Genomic DNA, 14,708 nt, shown 5'->3' with positions numbered 1-14,708 from the left:
AGCCGCCAGCCAATTAAATTTGGACGTTTTCTTGCCCGTATGTTGGCAGGGTTAATCAATACTTTAAAAATTACTAAAACATCAAAAAGTATAGAACTGAACCTACAAATCGCCCTTCCACATTTAACGCCACAGCAACGCTTAGAGATTACGGAACAAGCTATTCGTAATGAAATCACCTCATACTTTGAATTTTTAAGTATTTGGGGTTCATCAAATAGTAAGAATATCGAAAGAATTCACCATATTGAAGGTGAACATTACTATCACGAAGCACTTGCAGCAAAAAAAGGGCTTGTCATGATTATCCCCCATTTTGGTACATGGGAAATCTTGAATGCTTGGTGCTCACAGTTCACTTCAATGACAATTTTATACAAACCTGTAAAAAATGAAGATGCAGACCGTTTTGTTCGAGATGCACGTAGTCGTGAACGAGCCAACTTGGTTCCTACTGATGAAAGTGGTGTAAGACAAATTTTTAAAGCTTTAAAACAAGGTCAAACTACCGCAATTTTACCTGACCATACGCCCAACATCGGCGGCAGTATGATCAATTATTTTGGTGTTCCACTTGCTTCAAGTAATTTAAGTGCCAAGCTCATCCAGAAAACTAAAGCAAAAGCTTTATTCATGTATGCAATTCGTAACGAAAATGATGGCTTTACGATGCACATTGAACCTATGGATGAGAAGATCTACGAAGGTAGTCCAGATGATGGAACATTTGTCATTCACCAAGCTATTGAACAACTTATCCAGCGCTATCCAGAGCATTACCACTGGAGTTATAAACGTTTTAAAGCTAACCCTGCTTTAGATAACATTTATAATATTGATCCAGCTGAAGCTCTTCAAATTGTGGCTAAGCTTAAAGCAGAAGCTTCACAAAGTTCTGTGAAGCCAAGTACGCTCCAAACGTCGAGTGTATAAAACCATTTGATGATTCTGAGATACAAAACTTAATGTTCCTTGCTCAACGGTGCTTTTAAACGGAATATTAAGTTCTTGTATTCTCGCCAAAACTTCTTTGCTTGGATGACCGTATCGGTTATTAAAGCCGACAGAAGCAATAACAAGCTTGGGATTTAAAGTCGCTAAGAAATCATAGGCAGAACTATGTTTACTGCCATGATGACCTAATACCAAAACATCTACTTTTAAATCAGGATATTCTTTGATTAGTTGATATTCTGCTTCCCACCCTGCATCCCCCATAATTAAATAGTTTTGATAACCTTTTATCTGTTTTAAATGAATATAAACGACACAAGAATATTGATTTTGATTTGAAGAAACTAAATTTAAATCATTTTCTTTAGGCCAAAGTATCTCAATATCTAACTGTGGGTACTGCCATTTTTGCCCTTGATGACAATAGGTAAATGGTTCTTTAACCTGCTCTGCCCATAACTCATTTGATATGACTTGTTTGATAGGAAAAGCCTGAGCGATAAAAGGAAATGCCCCACTATGATCTTGGTCAAGATGAGATAACACCACGTGATCTAGTTGTTTAATACCTTTCTGACGTAAATATGGAATTACTACATTTTGCCCAATACTAAAGGCTTTCTCGTCATAAGAACCACCAGTATCAATTAACCACGTCTGCTCTGGGTGTTGTAGAAAAATCGCTTGTCCTTGGCCTACATCTATAATATTTAATTGGATTGGCTGAGAGGTTTTATTCGGAATAACTAAGGGTAAACAACAGATAAGTCCCCAAAATTTCGGTAAAACACCACGTGGTAAAAATAAGATAATAATGGCACAGCTTAAGCCTAACAAAGCCAGTGGTGTCAGACTAAAACCTTGCAACGGTAGAGATAATTTCTCTAAAAGACTAAAACATGTCAGCACTATACTGAGCAAAATATCATTAATCTGAAAGAGTGCATTTCCAAGTGAATTAAAAATAAGCCACACACAAGCAGCAAAAATATTCAAAGGAACAATAACTCCTCCTAACAGAGGAACAGCGATAATATTTGTGAGAGGTGCAATCCATGAAATCTGTTGAAAGAAGATCAGCATAAGAGGACATAGGGCAATAAATATTTTACCCTGAGATTCAATTATGGTTTTACTTAAAAGAATTATTTTAGATAGCAGACTCACTGAAACAAGATTTGGAGTCTGTACTATGGTTTGATAAATCCGTAATAAAATAAAGCAAGAACCATAAGAGAGCCAAAAACCTGCCGATAAAACACTAAATGGGTCGAAAAGTAAAAGTAGACTTGCGCTGTAAACCAAGAGTGAAAATGGCTTAACAGGCAGTTTGACTAACAATAGAAAGGCAAATAAGAATACTGAAAGTAAAGTTCTTAAAGCTGGAATTTCAAAGCCTACAAAAGCTGTATAAATCAAAACCCCAAAACATAATGGAATCATTGCCAATATTTGCTTGGGTTGCCACAAATAAATCTGCGGATAATAACGTCGTACTAATTGATGTAAACCCCAAGACAACATGATGGCAAAAATGAGGACATGAGGCCCCGAAATAGCCAACAAATGAGAAATGCCTAATTGTTTAAATTGATTTTTAGTGTCTTCATTTAAAAGACTTTCGTCCCCTGTCAGAAGTGCTAATAACAATCCTTTATTCTGAAAGGGAGATTTTTTTAGTATTAATCTAAACTCTAGACGAAGTTTTTCTATATTTAATTGTTGCCTAGTAAAAAACTTTTGTTGCTGTTGTAAATGATTTTGATAACCCAACCGATAAATTTCATTCGAGTTTAAAGGCTCAATATGCTGAACACTAAAACCTGACATTATATTTCGTTGAATGAACCATTGTTCTTGATCAAAAGCACCTGATACTGCATAACTATGAGCGGGTCTGGTTTTACCCGATATTCGATAGTAGTGGCCTAATTGTAATTTTGGCCCCTCTATCAAAGCGTTCTCATTTTCATTTTTTAAATATAATAACCAATTCACCACCTGGGATGACCGCCCCAGAACCTGAGCGACTTGCTGTGTCTTATTATCTTTTTCTTCACTTATTCGATCTACATAAACAACTATGTCTAAAGACTCAGGTTGCATCTCCCGTAGTTGTAATCTTTCATTTAAGGCATGCTGAGCATATTGATGACCTATAACAAAAAGGCTTAGGCAACAGATTAAACAATAAACTGCTTTTAATATGGAACGATTTACAAAAATATGCCGCTTAAAAATATAAAAAATAAAGCTGATAAAGAGTAGAACTTTACCAATCCAACCATATTGCATTATTAAAGGAAGCTCTATTCCCATGAGTGCAATACCTACAACCCACCCCAGTAAAATAAGTTTCAACATTTAAAGTCATATCGTTATCTTTTTAGGGGCAAAATTAAAGCCCAACTGTGTGGGCTTTAACAATGTGATTTAATGACAATTTTTTAAGAACCGCTGACCCAAAGACCATCTTCCATATGTAAGATTGAATCTGCTGCCTGAGCCAACTGTTCATCATGAGTCACAATGAGCATAGCCATATTGAGTTCTTTCTTAAGATCAGTCAGTAATTCAAAAATACCTAGAGCTGTTTTACGATCGAGGTTTCCTGTAGGTTCATCGGCCAAAACAACCGCAGGTTGAGTGACCAAAGCACGAGCCAAAGCAACACGTTGGCGCTCACCGCCTGAAAGCTCACCTGGCTGATGATCCATACGATGAGATAATCCCACTCGGTCTAGTAAGTATTCAGCTTGTGCCTTTACCGATTTGTATTGGCTATCTGGTCGAAGCATAAGCGGCATTGCCACATTTTCAAGCGCAGTAAACTCAGGTAACAAATGGTGAAATTGATAAACAAAACCAAGGTATTTGTTACGTTGAAAACCACGCTCGGCTTCACCTAAATTATCAAAACGCTGACCATTTAAAAATACTTGTCCTTGCGTTGGTTGCTCTAGGCCGCCTAGCGCATGAAGTAAAGTACTTTTACCTGAACCACTCGCACCAACAATCGAAACAAACTGCCCAGCTTCAACTTGTAAAGAAAGACCTTTAATGACTTCAACCTTAGATTTACCATCATCAAAATGTTTATAGATATCTTTTGCTTCTAGAACAATTTTACTCATAACGCAGTGCCTCGGCAGGTTGAACTTTGGCCGCACGAAGTGCCGGATAAATCGTTGCCAAGAAGCTGAGAAGTAAAGACACAGTCACAATAACCGTCACATCTTGCCATCTTAAATAAGAAGGTAGGTAATGCACAAAGTAAGCATCAAATAGATTTAAACCTAACACATTGTTAAACCATGAAATGATATCACTAATGGTTAAAGCCAAAATTACACCTAAAACGGTACCAGCAACTGTACCAATCACACCAATGACAGTACCTTGCACCATAAATATTTTAGTGATCATTGATGGCGAAGCGCCTAATGTACGCAAAATGGCAATATCTGATTTTTTATCAGTTACAACCATAACCAATGACGAAACGATATTAAATGCTGCAACAACAATGATAAGTACAAGTAACAAACCAACGAGTGTTTTTTCCATTTGAATGGCATTAAACAGATTGCCATGCGTATAGGTCCAGTTCGTTGCATAGAAATTGCTTGGTAAACTTTTCACCAAGTCGTCAGCAACTTGCGGCGCGGCAAAAATATCATCTAGTTTTAAACGAACACCTTGGGCACCATCTGGTAAGCGTAATAGTGTTGACGCATCATAGAGAGCGATATAGCCCACCATAGAGTCAACTTCGGCACCTACACTAAAAATCCCCACTACTTTAAAACGCTTGAAACGAGGTACTACACCCGCTGGAGATGGCGTTGCTTCAGGTAAAACCAATGTCACACTATCATTTAGACGCAAGCCTAATGAATCAGCCATATCTTTACCAAGGACAATACCAAACTCCCCTTTTTTAAGTGAGTCTAAGCTACCAGCAACTATATGATTTTGAATAATAGACACATTCTTTTCATATTTTGGGTCAATACCCGTCACCATAATACCAGCGACTTGCCCTTGCGCGGTTAACATACCTTGCAATTGGGTAAAAGGTGCAACCCCAGTTACATGTGGATGATGTTCAACTCGCTTCACCAGTTCAGGCCAATCCGTAAGGATTTGTGTAGATGAAACTGTCGCTTGCGGCACCATTCCCAAAACACGGTTTTTCAATTCGCGATCGAAACCGTTCATCACAGAAAGTACCGTAATCAGTACAGCGACACCTAGTGTCAAACCGATCATCGAAACCAATGCAATAAAAGAAATAAAATGATTACTGCGTCTTGCGCGAGTATATCTCAACCCTATATACAGTGAGATTGGTTTAAACATACCTTCTAAATCCAAGGTGATTGATGGGAAATAGCAGATGCTAAAGTCAGATTACATCGACATCTACTATTTGGCCATATCGTTAGATGCTGTATTAAGGTTTAAAAATCAGTAAGTTCTGACCTTTCCTTAACAATCCTAATATTATATTGCTGCGCTATTTTCTACTACTTAAGTTGGGAGATCAATTTGATCATGCATTTCGCTACGAATTAGAACAATTTAATGAATAAGCTCAACAAATTACCCAAATCTTCTCCTATTTAGACTTAATATGTCGGACAAAATTTCGATTTGCTTGAATGTCTTTATAGAAATATAAAAATAGTCCAAACAGAATAATTAAAGCCCCCACAAAAACCATAATCGACAGTTGTTCGTGGTTTAAAGCAGCTCCAATCATCATAGCTAACATTGGTGTAATTACTGTCGTTAAAGATAATGTCGTTGGCTGAATATTTTGTATAAGTTTGAAATAACAAAACATGGCGACTAATGAAGCCATCAGTACCGTATAAATTAAAGCAAATAAAGATTTAGCTTCTGGAAAATGTGTCGGTGCATATTGCCAAATAAATGGAATAAGACAACTTGCCAAAATTGAAGAAACTAAAATAGAGCCTGTTGCCTGAGCCATAGGCTGGATCTGAGCATTAACTTTCTTAACCCAGAAAATTGAAAAAGAATAAACAAATACACTCATCAGCATGAGGACAATGCCGAACGGATGCACATGCTGATTTGCACCATTAAAACAAATGATGGCTAAACCACTGACTGCAATCGCCATACCTAACCATTGCAACTTATAGAGTTGCTGACCAAATGCGAACCGACCAATGAGTCCTGCCATAATAGGCGCCAAACCAAACATAAGCGCAATCATGCCTGAACTTAAATATTCGGTAGCCGCATAGGTAAAAATTTGAGAGCCAATTAAGCTAAAAGATCCGGCAATGTAGCTGTGAACTGCCTGTCGATGAGTCGGAAAAGGTGTTCTTAAAATCAGTAATATGATTACTGCCAAAGGCAATGCAATAAAAAAGCGTAACAACAATGCCCACATAAGATGTAAATCAGACACACTCCAAACAATAGCCAATGGAGTGGTTGCCCAAATGAACACTAACAAGGCATAAGTTAAAGCCAAATTGGTTTGCGATGGCATGTGTTGCTCACTTAGCTGTTTTACGTTTTTGCTTTAAAATTGTTTGATCTAATGAACTTGAAAATTCACGCTTATCTCGCTCAGAAATAGGCGGCGGCCCACCAGTTTGCACACCCGCACCACGAAGCGTATCCATGAAATCACGCAGATGTAAACGTGCTTTAACATTCGCGGTTGTATAGACTTCACCACGTGGATGAATAGCAACGCCCCCTTTCTCGATCACTTGAGCTGCCAGTGGAATATCTTGCGTAATGACAATGTCATTTTCAATCATGCGATCGACTATTTCTTTATCGGCCTGATCGGCACCACTTAAAACCTGTATTGACTTGATGCGAACAGAAGGCGTAATACCAACATTTTGATTAGCAACAAAAATAACTTCTAACTGATAACGATCTGATGCGCGCAAAATCACTTCACGTAATATTCTTGGTAAGGCGTCTGCGTCTACCCATAGTTTAAATGGCAGCACGTTATTCTCTATTTCCACTAAAAATATAAGTCTAACAGATGCTTTTCTAAGGTGAATAGTAATAAACATTAAACTTATTTTTAATTTGGTATTTCAGTTTTCTTAAGAGTCAGATCTACCTTTTCTTTTATAAATAGAAGCAATATCTATGTTTAAATGACTAAATATGTGCTTTTACAAGAGAATTTACATATGGTGACTTGAAAAACAGTAAACACCCTCGATTTAATATAACAAGTAATGTGAACCCAACAGCATCGTGCTTATGAAAAATCAAAACAGTCCAGAAGTAATTAAAGTAAATGACCAAAATTTTGGTAGTCATGGCGAACATTGGAATCTATTGACGTCCCATCCTGAAACAGATGTACCAAAATGGTTAGGACTAGCACTTGATGCACCCGTAATGCCAATGGGCTTATGCGAACATGAAGAAGATATGGATCAATCTTTTTGGTTGATTCAAGGCCCACAAAACCAAAAAGTTACAATCAACCAGATTATTGCGGTTGAAAATCAGAAACCTCGCGCACTCAAAACAGCCTTTCCAAGTTTTGAAAGTCCATATCAATATAATGCGAAAATTGAACGTATCATTACTTGTGACTCTGCGACACAAGCTGTTTTAAGTTTAAAACTAAATAAAGATACAACGGTTTATGCATTTGATAATTTATTTAGCGTTAACGCTTGTCAATATGACAAAACTAAAGACTATCAAGTTCAATTTAATGCATGGGCGTATGAATTAGAACCAGTTCCAGCGGGCGAAAAAATTGTTGTTGATGACCCAGCTTCAATTAAACATCACCGTGCATTAAATGCTATTTTGACTGAACATAATGGTATTGCTCCTGAAAACTTACAGGAACTCATTAATGAATGGCAGCCAAAAACCCCAGAAGATCAAGAACCTGTAACTGTTGATTTTTCTAAAATGGTTGCATATTTATATGGCGAAAATCTTGGTCAAGAAGATGAAGCATGGTTCCAAGGTAATATCGTTGGCAAAACTTCTATGACATTTATGGGGGCAGAATATACCCTTTATGATGTTACTTTGGTTTTAGAAGATGATCTTCCTGCCATATTAGTGCGCATTGCGACCAAAAATGATTTGTATAAAAACTTTAATATTGGCGAATATATTCGCGGTAATATCTGGATTCAGGCGACTATTTGTGCTAAAAAGGGTGAAACTAATTGAATTTCACTAATATTTTAATAATTAGGTTATTGAATGAAGATTATACCCGAACAAACCACCAGCCTCATTCAATCTAGTAGCCTGCGCGTAAAGGTCGATACTGGTGCGTTTTGCTTTTTTGTATTGGGTATGTTTTTAGCTGCCATATTCATGCACCAACTTGGTTTAGTGCCTTTTTAGTTTATAAAATTTATCCAAAAATAAAGCCCTCATTTGAGGGCTTTATTTATTTGATTTGCTTAACCATTACGTTTTGCAAAATCATCCATAAAGCTAATTAAAGCCTGTACGCCTTCTAATGGTACTGCGTTGTAAATACTTGCACGCATACCACCTACAGAACGGTGTCCAGCTAAATTCAACAAATGGTTTGCTTCCGCTTCTTTTAAGAATTGCTTGTCTAAAGCTTCATCTGCCAAGGTAAACGGTACATTCATAATTGAACGGTTCGGAATTGCAATCGGGTTATTGTAGAAATCGCTTGAGTCGATATAACCATATAATGACTGAGCTTTTGCAAGATTAACCTTATGGATAGCGTCTACCCCACCCTGCTCTAACAACCACTCAAATACCAAACCAGACAAGTACCAAGCGTAAGTCGATGGTGTATTAACCATAGAACCATTTTTGGCTTGGTCACCATATTTTAGAATGCTTGGAATTTCTGGTTTAGCTTGATCAAGTAAGTCATCACGAATAATGACAATTGTTAAACCAGCAGGACCAATATTTTTTTGTGCGCCAGCATAGATCAAACCAAACTTGGTCACATCTAATGGAGCAGATAAAATACTTGATGAATAGTCACAAACGAGTGGCGCTTTTACATCAGGAATTCCTGCAAACTGTAAGCCACCAATCGTTTCATTATCTGCATAATGTACATAGGCTGCATCGTCAGATAAATTCCATTCACTTTGTTCAGAAATTGCGAACTTACCATCTACTTTAATACCAGCGTCTACAACATTAATGTCGCCATAACGTTTTGCTTCTTTTAACGCTTTTTCAGACCAGATACCAGTATCAATATAATCAGCTTTATTGTTCTTACCCAAAAGGTTTAAAGGAATCGCAGAAAATTGTAATGACGCACCGCCTTGTAAAAACAGTACTTTATAATTTTCTGGAATATTCATTAACTTGCGTAAATCTGCCTCAGCTTTTTCAGCCATAGCAACATAGTCAGCACTACGATGACTCATTTCCATGATGGATAGACCTTTACCATGCCAATCCAACATTTCTTGTTGAGCTTTTTCTAAAACGGCAGTAGGTAATGCAGCAGGACCAGCACAGAAATTGTACGCGCGCATGATTTTTCCCTTGTATAAAGTCAAACACAATAAAAATGGCATTTAACCACAGATTGCTTAAGCTTGCAGCAGCTTCTCAAGTAAATATTTCAATGCTGGACTACATTTAGGTTTATTTTTTCAATTATTGTTCTATTTATTTCTTTGCTTTGACTTCCAATTTTATCGATTTAAAACATTTTTTATTCAATCAAGATCAGCTTGACTTGTGATTATGATTTCACATACTTTGATAGGGATTACAAATATATAGGCTTCGTCATATTCAATAATTAAAGGGAGGTTAAAACTACAAGGTTTTTATACAAATGTATAAGAAACAAGATGATAATTGAATTTAATAACAAGAAATTTAAACTATAAGGGATGCCAGAAATTGTTATTTAAAATGCCAGTACATCGATATAGACAGTCTATTTGCCCCTTTTTCTTTAAACCCAAGCATCTTGCTTTGGCCTTAGGACTTTTTTTGACAAATCATTTATATGCTCAAAGCTTAAGCTATGCTGAAGCAGAACAACAAGCTTTGAAAAGTTCTTATAGCACTCAAGCTAATCAAGCTTTGCAGCAAGCGTCTCAACTAGAAGCTGAAGCAGTAAAGGGCCTCGGATTACCTCGAGTTGATTTAAATGTCAGAGCATACGCCTTTCATAGCGAAACAGACGTACCCCTCGCCTCTTTTAAACAAAAGCTTGAGAATGATTTAAGTCAGGGATTCAACGATAAACTCTCACAGTGGAACAATGTCATTCCATCGGATGTGCTGGGACAAGTTCAAGAAGGTGCAAATCAAACCATTCATGATGGTATAAATCGCTTTCCCGACTATGCGAATCTGACTATAGAAGATCAGGTTGTACGCCCTTCTATTTCGGTCGTTATGCCACTATATACAGGCGGCTTAACCAGCAGTGCAAAAAAAATAGCCAACATTCAAGCACAGCGTTCGGAACTTTCAAGTCAACAGCAACAAGATGTACAGCGGTTTGAAGTTGTACAAAGTTATTTTAATGTTCAATTACAGCAGCAACTGGTAGCAAGTAGTTTATTTAACTTTAATGCAATGCAAAAACATTACAGCAATGCCCTAAAGCTCGAACAGCAAGGATTTATTAGTAAAGGGCAACGCATGCAGTTTGAAGTCGCGCGTAATAATGCGGAACGTACTTTACAAAGTACTCAAGCCAACTTAAATGCCAGTCGCTTTAGCCTTAATAATCTTTTACATCAACAAAATAATGTAGATTTAAGTACACCCTTATTTGTAAATAACACTCCAAGCCAGTCTCTAGAATCACTTTTAACCAGTTATTCGCAAAAATCTAGCCTTGTACAAAAAATGCAGATGGATACCCAACTGGCTAATGTAAATATTCAAGCTCAACAAGCCGCAAAAAAACCAAGTCTTTTTGCATTTGGTGAATATGCCCTTGATGAAAATGAAAACTGGATTGTCGGTGTAATGGCAAAATACAACCTATTCTCGGGTGTAGATAAAAATAAGAATATCCATGCTGCCGAATTAAAGCGTTATGCTTCTGAACTTATGACCGAACGCACGAAGCAAGAGATTGAAGCTCTTTTGAATAAGTCATATAACGAACTCAGTTCTGCTCAGCAAAGCCATCAACTCTTACAAAGAAACGTAAATGCCGCTCAAGAAAACTTGCGTATCCAAGAGCTTTCTTTTCGTGAAGGAATGGGTACAGCAACCCAAGTAATTGATGCACAAAATGCATTAAGCGCGTTAAAAACTGAAATGGCTTTAAACGCCTATAAATATGTCATGTCACTCGCGACTCTATTGCAAAGTCATGGTTCAATTGATCAATTTAAAGCTTATGTCAATCAACCACATACCGACTATATCCGTTAATAGGAGTATAAAATGAATCAAGAATCATCTCATTCAGAACAGGATTCTCTTGCTGCGGATACGGTAGAAATTAACCAATCTCAAAAAAACGATCAAGCGAGTGACACCCCTGAATCAAACATAAATAACGGTGACTCTCAACCACCTAAAAACTCCAAGCTTAAACTAATTATTGGCTTAGTAATTATTGCGCTATTAGGTTTAATTATTTTTGGTTTGTGGAAAAGTTATCAGCCAAAGCCTATTGAACTACAAGGTCGGGTTGAAGCCGAAACTATTCACGTGAGTACGAAAGTTCCAAGCCGTATTGAAGAAATTTATGTACAAGAAGGCCAGAAAATTTCCAAAGGCCAGCCACTTGTTCGCTTGGTTAGCCCAGAAATAGAAGCTAAAAAGCAACAAGCCTTGGCAGCTTTACAATCAGCTTTAGCATTTCAATCTACGGTAGACCGTGGTTCTCAGCAAGAAAATATCGATACTCTTTATGCCAACTGGCAAAGCACAAAAGCACAAGCAAACCTTGCAAAAACCACTTACCAACGTGGTGAAAACTTATATAAACAAGGTGTCATTTCTCGTCAAAGACGAGATGAAATGCTAGCGGCTCAAACTTCTGCCCAAGAATTAAGTGAAGCCTCTTATCAACAATATGCACGTGCAAAACGTGGCAGTACGAGCCAACAAAAATCTACAGCAGATGCACAGGTTGAAATTGCAAAAGCAGCTGTAGGTGAAGCAAAAGCACTTGAGGCTGAGACACGTTTATTCTCTCCTATTTCCGGTACAATTTCAAAAACTTACGGGAAGCCTTCCGAGTTAGTCGCTATGGGTGTACCTGTTGTCAGCATTTTAGAAGATGATGATTTATGGGTAAGCTTAAACGTGGGTGAAAATCAATATGCCTCTGTTTATAAAAATAAAACCCTTGAAGGTTTTATTCCTGCACTGAATCAAAATGTGACTTTTAAAATTAAGAATATTGATGCTGAAGGTGAATTTGCCACTATAAAAATGACTCGCCAAACTGGAGGCTATGATATTCGTAGCTTTAAACTTCATCTTGTACCTGAAAAACCAGTGCAAGATTTAAAAGTGGGTATGAGTGTTCTATTTAAAATTAAAGAAGAAAAATAACGCATGTTTGCCAGTATATTACGTGAACTAAACTATCTAAAAAGCAATAAATGGGATTTGTGCATGGTGACACTTATCCCCGCTTTTATCATTTTTTTGTTTAGCAGCATGTTTTACGCAGGTAAAGCTGAACATTTACCCATTGCCATTATTGACCAAGACCAAAGTGAACTCAGCCGCAATATTGAAAAGTATCTTTCGTTGAATCATACGGTAGATATTAAAACAATTACGGCAAGTTCTACTGAAGCGGAACAATTACTTAACGAAACTAAAATCTGGGGTTATGTTTTCATTCCGGACGGTGCTGAAAAGCGTTTTGTGAAAGCGCAAGATGCTCAAATTAGTATTGCTTTTAACCAGTCTTTTTTTAGCGTCGGGAATACAATTTCTTCAGCAATGTTGGTCAGTACCCTCAATGCTTTAGCAGACTACGCAGGCCAGAGTTATCTCGCAAATAATATCCCCTATTTAGATGTACCAACTGCGCATGTCAAAATCTCAACGCTTTATAACCCAAGCATGAGCTATGAGTTTTATTTAGAACCCTTCATGGTTCCTGCTGTATTGCATCTATTGCTATGCTGCTGTGTTGCCTTTGCCATTGGACAAGAACTGAAACGTGGCACATTAACCCAGTGGGTTAACCGAGAAAGTTTTATTCAAGGTTTATTGGCTAAGAATTTGCTCTATAGCCTTATTTTTTGTTTTTGGACATGGTTATGGATGTTTTGGCTAGTTGAAATCCGTGGCTGGTTTGTAGCGGGTTCTCTTAGTTTATTGCTATGCGCACAGTTCCTACTTTATTTTGCCTACGCTTTGATTAGCAGCACAGTTATTTTAGCAACCAGAAATTTAAGCAAAACTTTTGGTTTTATTGCCGTTTATGGTGGGTCATCTTTGAGTTTTGCAGGCGTTACTCTGCCTTTAAATAATGCCCCCATTTTTACCAAGTTTTGGTCACTGATTATTCCCTATACCCCTTATGCCAAGCTGCAAACTGAACAATGGGTCATTGGAAGTCCAGTTTTTATTTCAATGATTCCCTTTTTAATACTCATAGGTTACTGCCTTATTTATTTCTTCTTAAGTTGTCTGCTTCTTAAAAAATTAATTCGGGGAGCAGCACAATGAAAGAGTTTTTAAATGCATATTTGCAAACTTTTAAAGATATTGTAGGGAATAGTTCAGTTTTCACGACTCTGATTTTATCGGTCATTCTTTATAGTTTTTTTTACCCTACCGCCTATAAAGCTGAGCGGGCAGAATCAATTCCTATTGTCATTGTTGATGAAGAACAAAGCCTCCTAACGTCTCAATTAATCGGTCAAAGTGCAAATAGCCCGCATGTTCATATTGTTACTGTTACAAGCAATTTCTTACAAGCAGAACAAATAGTTCGTGAACAAAAGGCCGATGGTATTTTACTCTTACCCAGCAACTTAACTCAAAGCTTACGCCGTGGAGAAACAGGTGGTATTGGCTTATATTTAAGTACAACCAACTTTTTAAAAACTAAAGAAATTGGTTTAGGTTTAGCCACATCCATTGAAGCCACATTAAAAGAATATATTGAAAGATTTGGAGAGCGCACACATTTCCAACCGGCCCTTTCTATTCATCAAGTCCCTTTATTTAACCCGCTTTCAGGATATGGAAGTTATATTTTTCCAGCTGTTGCAGGTTTAATTATCCATCAAACGATTGTGTTAGGTTTAGCGATGCTAATCGCAAGCTACCGTGAACAACACCAAAAAATTACAGGTGCTCGCTTCGCTGGAATTTTCGCAAGTATATTTACCATTGGTTGTTTAGGATGTTTTTATCTTTTCGGTTTTACCTTGTGGTTCAATGACTATCCACATGGTGGAAACTTCTCTGGTTTACTCGTTGCTGTTCCTATTTTTATTAGTTGTGTGATTGGATTGGGCATGTTGATCGGTTCACTTTTGGACATGCCAGAACGTGCTGGACATATTATTGTATTTAGCTCTGTGCCTTTATTCTTACTAACTGGCGCTGCATGGCCACATCAAGCAATGCCTGAATGGTTACAATGGTTTGCGTGGTGTTTACCATCGACACATGGGGTACAAATGTTTGTGCAACTTAATCAGATGGGTGTTCCTTTAGCCACGGTTGTACCAAAGCTGATATTTCTTGCAACAATTGGCCTTATTTTTTTAATCTCGGCATATTCACGTTTAAAA

At 37.4% G+C, this 14,708-nt stretch carries 13 protein-coding genes and 1 pseudogene; 8 read left to right on the top strand and 6 right to left on the bottom strand.

What is annotated here, in order from left to right; all coding sequences use genetic code 11:
* Positions 1-933 (top strand): lysophospholipid acyltransferase family protein (locus NL42_RS14915; protein ID WP_461313332.1); only part of this gene is annotated, 933 nt, incomplete at its 5' end.
* On the opposite strand, the gene NL42_RS14910 is transcribed toward NL42_RS14915, so the two are convergent.
* The 3 genes from NL42_RS14910 to NL42_RS14900 all read right to left on the bottom strand — a co-directional run bounded on the left by NL42_RS14910 (position 886) and on the right by NL42_RS14900 (position 5,316).
* Positions 886-3,318 carry a DNA internalization-related competence protein ComEC/Rec2 gene (locus NL42_RS14910; protein ID WP_461313331.1) on the bottom strand — a complete coding sequence of 811 codons (2,433 nt, stop codon included), beginning with the start codon at positions 3,316-3,318 and terminating at the stop codon, positions 886-888. The two genes, NL42_RS14915 and NL42_RS14910, sit on opposite strands and share 48 nt — an antisense overlap.
* Positions 3,319-3,401: 83 nt before the next feature.
* On the bottom strand, positions 3,402-4,088 hold the full coding sequence (locus NL42_RS14905) for an ABC transporter ATP-binding protein (protein ID WP_004643715.1): 687 nt from the start codon (positions 4,086-4,088) through the stop codon (positions 3,402-3,404).
* A complete protein-coding gene (locus tag NL42_RS14900; RefSeq protein ID WP_461313330.1) occupies positions 4,081-5,316 on the bottom strand; it encodes a lipoprotein-releasing ABC transporter permease subunit in 1,236 nt (411 codons plus the stop codon). The genes NL42_RS14905 and NL42_RS14900 overlap by 8 nt, the downstream gene beginning before the upstream one ends.
* A 149-nt stretch (positions 5,317-5,465) precedes the next feature.
* On the opposite strand from NL42_RS14900, the pseudogene NL42_RS14895 reads away from it, so the two are divergent.
* Positions 5,466-5,546: pseudogene (locus tag NL42_RS14895) on the top strand (PilZ domain-containing protein); the annotation flags it as partial.
* A 29-nt stretch (positions 5,547-5,575) separates the two neighbouring features.
* Here the strand turns inward: NL42_RS14895 and NL42_RS14890 are convergent.
* Positions 5,576-6,484 (bottom strand): DMT family transporter, encoded by a 909-nt coding sequence (locus NL42_RS14890; protein WP_461313329.1) that lies wholly within the window; start codon positions 6,482-6,484, stop codon positions 5,576-5,578.
* Between the two features lie 7 nt (positions 6,485-6,491).
* Positions 6,492-6,980 carry a YaiI/YqxD family protein gene (locus NL42_RS14885; RefSeq protein WP_416717704.1) on the bottom strand — a complete coding sequence of 163 codons (489 nt, stop codon included), beginning with the start codon at positions 6,978-6,980 and terminating at the stop codon, positions 6,492-6,494.
* 247 nt (positions 6,981-7,227) lie between these two features.
* Between NL42_RS14885 and NL42_RS14880 the strand changes: the two genes are divergently transcribed.
* Together NL42_RS14880 and NL42_RS14875 are read left to right on the top strand one after the other, a co-directional pair.
* The gene (locus tag NL42_RS14880) at positions 7,228-8,169 is read left to right on the top strand and encodes a hypothetical protein (RefSeq protein ID WP_461313328.1); all 942 of its coding nucleotides are present in this window, start codon (positions 7,228-7,230) and stop codon (positions 8,167-8,169) included.
* 33 nt (positions 8,170-8,202) lie between these two features.
* Positions 8,203-8,349, top strand: coding sequence for a hypothetical protein (locus NL42_RS14875; RefSeq protein WP_004790612.1), 147 nt, complete (start codon positions 8,203-8,205; stop codon positions 8,347-8,349).
* A gap of 59 nt (positions 8,350-8,408) precedes the next feature.
* Here NL42_RS14875 and serC read toward each other — a convergent pair whose 3' ends face one another.
* The gene (gene serC, locus NL42_RS14870; RefSeq protein WP_461313327.1) at positions 8,409-9,488 is read right to left on the bottom strand and encodes a 3-phosphoserine/phosphohydroxythreonine transaminase; all 1,080 of its coding nucleotides are present in this window, start codon (positions 9,486-9,488) and stop codon (positions 8,409-8,411) included.
* 388 nt (positions 9,489-9,876) lie between these two features.
* On the opposite strand from serC, the gene NL42_RS14865 reads away from it, so the two are divergent.
* The 4 genes from NL42_RS14865 to NL42_RS14850 all read left to right on the top strand — a co-directional run.
* Complete coding sequence (locus NL42_RS14865) at positions 9,877-11,364, top strand: TolC family protein (protein ID WP_461313326.1); 1,488 nt, start codon at positions 9,877-9,879, stop codon at positions 11,362-11,364.
* Positions 11,365-11,376: 12 nt separating this feature from the next.
* Complete coding sequence (locus NL42_RS14860) at positions 11,377-12,498, top strand: HlyD family secretion protein (protein ID WP_461313325.1); 1,122 nt, start codon at positions 11,377-11,379, stop codon at positions 12,496-12,498.
* 3 nt (positions 12,499-12,501) lie between these two features.
* Positions 12,502-13,632 carry an ABC transporter permease gene (locus NL42_RS14855; RefSeq protein WP_461313324.1) on the top strand — a complete coding sequence of 377 codons (1,131 nt, stop codon included), beginning with the start codon at positions 12,502-12,504 and terminating at the stop codon, positions 13,630-13,632.
* On the top strand, positions 13,629-14,708 hold a 1,080-nt coding region (locus NL42_RS14850; protein WP_461313323.1), incomplete at its 3' end, for an A1S_2622 family ABC transporter permease subunit. The genes NL42_RS14855 and NL42_RS14850, both read left to right, overlap by 4 nt.

The organism is Acinetobacter sp. GN11 (genome assembly GCF_054823985.1).
This window is presented reverse-complemented; position numbering and strand designations above follow the sequence as displayed.

Excerpts from the sequence above, each read along its gene's own strand:
- NL42_RS14910 (WP_461313331.1), bottom strand. The coding sequence starts at position 3,318 with ATGTTGAAACTTATTTTACTGGGGTGGGTTGTAGGTATTGCACTCATG.
- NL42_RS14905 (WP_004643715.1), bottom strand. The coding sequence starts at position 4,088 with ATGAGTAAAATTGTTCTAGAAGCAAAAGATATCTATAAACATTTTGAT.
- NL42_RS14900 (WP_461313330.1), bottom strand. The coding sequence starts at position 5,316 with ATGTTTAAACCAATCTCACTGTATATAGGGTTGAGATATACTCGCGCA.
- NL42_RS14890 (WP_461313329.1), bottom strand. The coding sequence starts at position 6,484 with ATGCCATCGCAAACCAATTTGGCTTTAACTTATGCCTTGTTAGTGTTC.
- NL42_RS14880 (WP_461313328.1), top strand. The coding sequence starts at position 7,228 with ATGAAAAATCAAAACAGTCCAGAAGTAATTAAAGTAAATGACCAAAAT.
- NL42_RS14875 (WP_004790612.1), top strand. The coding sequence starts at position 8,203 with ATGAAGATTATACCCGAACAAACCACCAGCCTCATTCAATCTAGTAGC.
- serC (WP_461313327.1), bottom strand. The coding sequence starts at position 9,488 with ATGCGCGCGTACAATTTCTGTGCTGGTCCTGCTGCATTACCTACTGCC.
- NL42_RS14865 (WP_461313326.1), top strand. The coding sequence starts at position 9,877 with ATGCCAGTACATCGATATAGACAGTCTATTTGCCCCTTTTTCTTTAAA.
- NL42_RS14860 (WP_461313325.1), top strand. The coding sequence starts at position 11,377 with ATGAATCAAGAATCATCTCATTCAGAACAGGATTCTCTTGCTGCGGAT.
- NL42_RS14855 (WP_461313324.1), top strand. The coding sequence starts at position 12,502 with ATGTTTGCCAGTATATTACGTGAACTAAACTATCTAAAAAGCAATAAA.